The sequence below is a fragment of the Actinomadura sp. 7K534 genome (genome assembly GCF_004348575.1).
In the GTDB taxonomy this organism is placed as follows: Bacteria; Actinomycetota; Actinomycetes; order Streptosporangiales; family Streptosporangiaceae; genus Spirillospora; species Spirillospora livida.
Map to the genome: position 1 here is coordinate 1 of NZ_SMKB01000415.1, position 3,144 is coordinate 3,144.

The 3,144-nt window shown below is 74.5% G+C and carries 6 protein-coding genes; 5 read left to right on the forward strand and 1 reads right to left on the reverse strand.

The genetic code is table 11. From position 1 onward, the window contains the following. A partial coding sequence (locus tag E1266_RS36515) for a hypothetical protein (RefSeq protein ID WP_132055052.1) occupies nucleotides 1–285 on the reverse strand: 285 nt, incomplete at its 3' end. A 289-nt stretch (nucleotides 286–574) separates the two neighbouring features. Between E1266_RS36515 and E1266_RS36520 the strand changes: the two genes are divergently transcribed. From E1266_RS36520 to gvpO, 5 genes are all read left to right on the forward strand, one after another. Further along, nucleotides 575–1,045, forward strand: a complete 471-nt coding sequence (locus E1266_RS36520; protein ID WP_132055054.1) for a hypothetical protein — start codon at nucleotides 575–577, stop codon at nucleotides 1,043–1,045. Nucleotides 1,046–1,295: 250 nt separating this feature from the next. Beyond that, nucleotides 1,296–1,730, forward strand: coding sequence for a gas vesicle protein GvpJ (gene gvpJ, locus E1266_RS36525; RefSeq protein ID WP_132055056.1), 435 nt, complete (start codon nucleotides 1,296–1,298; stop codon nucleotides 1,728–1,730). Continuing rightward, nucleotides 1,727–2,530 carry a GvpL/GvpF family gas vesicle protein gene (locus E1266_RS36530; protein ID WP_132055058.1) on the forward strand — a complete coding sequence of 268 codons (804 nt, stop codon included), beginning with the start codon at nucleotides 1,727–1,729 and terminating at the stop codon, nucleotides 2,528–2,530. Before gvpJ ends, E1266_RS36530 begins: the two co-directional genes overlap by 4 nt. Nucleotides 2,531–2,532: 2 nt before the next feature. Continuing rightward, nucleotides 2,533–2,793 carry a gas vesicle protein GvpG gene (locus E1266_RS36535; protein ID WP_132055060.1) on the forward strand — a complete coding sequence of 87 codons (261 nt, stop codon included), beginning with the start codon at nucleotides 2,533–2,535 and terminating at the stop codon, nucleotides 2,791–2,793. 9 nt (nucleotides 2,794–2,802) lie between these two features. Beyond that, nucleotides 2,803–3,063 (forward strand): gas vesicle protein GvpO, encoded by a 261-nt coding sequence (gene gvpO, locus E1266_RS36540; protein WP_132055062.1) that lies wholly within the window; start codon nucleotides 2,803–2,805, stop codon nucleotides 3,061–3,063. The last annotated feature ends 81 nt before the right edge of the window (nucleotides 3,064–3,144 follow it).

Below are 3,144 nucleotides of genomic sequence, written 5' to 3' on the forward strand. Positions count from 1 at the left end.
GGTGCCGAGCCACAGGCCGGGCCGCGCGCCCTTCCAGACGGTGTCGCAGAACAGCCAGAGGGCGCGGCCGGGCGAGCCGGGCAGCGCGGTGCTGTAGCCGCAGTCGCGGTCGATGGTGTTGCCGGGGGCGGCGGTCTCGTAGGCGGACAGGACCCGGGCGGGCGGCGCCGCGCCGGGCGGGGCGGAGGAGGTGCGCAGCGCGACGGCGGCGACCGCGGCGAGCAGGACGGCGGCCAGTGCGGCGGCGATGAGGACGGTGCGGGCACGGGGGAGGCGGCGGTCCATCGGTGCCCCTCCCTCCCGGGACGCGGATTCGGCCGGGCCTCCCCATGGGCCCGGCCCGGTGGCCGGTCTCACAGCCTGCCCCGCCCGCGCCCGGCGATCAACCTGGCCGGTGGCGTGCGGCGCTCCCGTCGGCCTCGGCGCGCCCGTCCGGTGCCGCCTCCGGCGGCGGGGGCGGATGTTTGCGCGTGTCAGTGGGGGTAGCGCTGTAGTGGCCCGGCTTCGCGGCCCCCGGCCGGTACGGCGCGGGGCGGTGCGCCGGGCGGCATGCCCCCCGATGGAAGGAATGACGATGGATACCCCCTCGGAGACCGGGGACGGGCCCGCCAAGGCCAACGGGAGCGCGGCCAAGGCCGGCAAGTCCGGCAAGGCGGGCGCGGGCACCGCGCGCAAGGCCGCCGGAGGCGCGGCCAAGACCGCGGGCGGCACCGCCAAGGGCGCAGGTAGCACCGCCAAGGGCGCAGGTAGCACCGCCAAGGGCGCAGGTAGCACCGCCAAGAAGGGCGCCAGTGGTGCCAAGGCAGGTGCGGCCAAGGGCGCCAAGGGCACCGCGGAGGGCGCCAAGGGCGCCGCGAAGGGCACGGCGCAGGGCGTCGGCAAGGGCGCCGCGCAGGTCGGCGGCCAGGTGAAGGCGCTGCCGGGCCGTGCGGCGGGGCTGGCCAAGCTGATGACGCTGGGCCGGCTGCTGCGCGCGGTGCCGGTGGCGGGGGCCGCGGCCGCCGGCGTGGTCGTCGGCCGGGTGACGGCCCGCAAGCGCCGCTGATCCCCGCACCCTTCCGCGGGCACCGCGACCCGCGATGACCCGCGAGTTCCGACCCGCCCCGGCGGCGGGTCCGCGCACGTCCCCGGGGGGACGGCTTCTTCGGCCGTCCCCCCGGGGACGTGCGCTTTTGACCGGCGGGTGACCGAATCACGGTGACCTGTTTAGGCAGATAAGTGGGGGTAAAGAGGTGGCGTGCACGGAACGGAAAACCTCGAAGACCACCTAGCCCCCACACACAGGGAGATATGACATGACTGGGCCGATCGCCCAGCAGACCTCGGGCACCAACACAGTCCAGCGCGGCGGCTCCGGCAGCGGCCTCGCCGACGTGGTCGACCTGATCCTGGAAAAGGGACTGGTCATCGACCTGTACGCCCGGGTGTCTCTGGTCGGAATCGAGATCCTCACCGTCGACGTGCGGATCGTCGTCGCCAGCGTGGACACCTACCTGCGCTTCGCCGAGGCCGTGAACCGCCTCGACATCGCCCACGACGGCACCTCGCAGGGGCTGCCGGAGTTCGTCGGCGGGATGCAGGAGTCCGGCGCGAAGAAGAAGACCCGCGGCGCCCTCGAGGGCGCGCAGGAACGCCTCAAGGAGACCTTCGGCGGCGACGAGGACTCCGACGACGAGAAGCAGTCCGCCCGCCGCCGCTCGTCCCGCAAGAAGGAGGACGAAGAGTCATGACCACGCCGCAGTCCCCCGGCGGCAGCACCTCCGGGGACGCCCCCCAGGACGAGCGGGCACCGCAGTACATCTACGGCGTGACCCGCTCGGGCGCCGCCCTGCCCGGCGACGTGCTCGGCCTGGACGACAAGCCGGTGACGCTGGTCGAGGACGGCGGCGTGTGCGCCGCGATCGTCAGCGACCTGCCGCAGGGCCGCGCCCTCGGCGAACGCGCCGACCTGGTCGCCCACCAGCGCGTCCTGAACGCCCTGGTCGACGCCGGCACCGTCGTGCTGCCGTTCCGGTTCGGCGCGGCGCTGGCCGACCGCGCCGCCGTGGAGAAGGAGCTGCTCGCCGGCAACTCCGACCGGTTCGGGCAGGTCCTGGAGCAGCTCGACGGCATGGTCGAGCTGCGGGTGAAGGCCACCTACGTCCAGGACGCGGTCCTGCGCGAGATCATGACGGGCGACCCGGAGATCGCCGAGCTGTCGCAGCGCCTGCGGGAGGTCCCGCCCGACGCCGCCGACGCCGTCTACTACGACCGCATCCGGCTCGGCGAGCTGATCGCCCAGACGATGGAGCGGATGCGCGAGGCCGACGGCCAGACGCTGCTGGACGGCGCCGCCCCCGCGGCCGAGGCGGCGGTCACCAAGACGCCCGCCCGCGAGGAGGACGTCCTGGACGCCTCGTTCCTGGTCCGCGCCGACAAGCGCGCCGAGTTCGAGAAGGCCGTCGACAAGCTCGCCACCGACCACGGCGAGCGCGTCAAGGTCCGGCTGATCGGCCCGCTTCCGCCCTACGACTTCGTCCCGGAGGAATGACGATGGGACTGTTCACCGGGCTGGTGACGCTGCCGCTCGCACCCGTGCGGGGCGTGATGTGGCTGGCCGAGACCCTGACCGAGCAGGCCGAGGCGCGGCTGTACGACCCGGGCCGCATCGCCGCGGAGATGCAGCAGGTCGCCGACGAGGTCGCCGCGGGGGAGATCACCGAAGAGGAGGCCGCCGAACGCGAGGAGGAGCTGATCCAGCGGCTCAACGAGGGCCGCGCGCGCGAGCAGGCCCGCCTCGCCGGCGGCGGCTAGGAGGCCGCCATGATGTCCGCGTCCGAGGCCGCCAAACGCGCGGCCGAGCACGTCACCGCGATGACCGGCCGCAGCATCGAGAGCGTGGTGGGGCTGGAGCGCACCGACGAGGACAACTGGCGCGTCATGGTGGAGGTGGTGGAGACCCGCCGCATCCCCGACTCCGCCGACGTCCTCGCGGTCTACGAGACCGAGGTCGACGCGGACGGCGAACTCGTCGGGTACCGCCGGTCCCGCCGCTATCTCCGCGGACGGACCGAGCGGAACTAGCCCCACCCGCCCCCGGGGGCCGGCCCGGGGAACGGCACAGATTCCGGTGGGGGGCTCGCGCCGAGGGCCGAGCCCCTCACC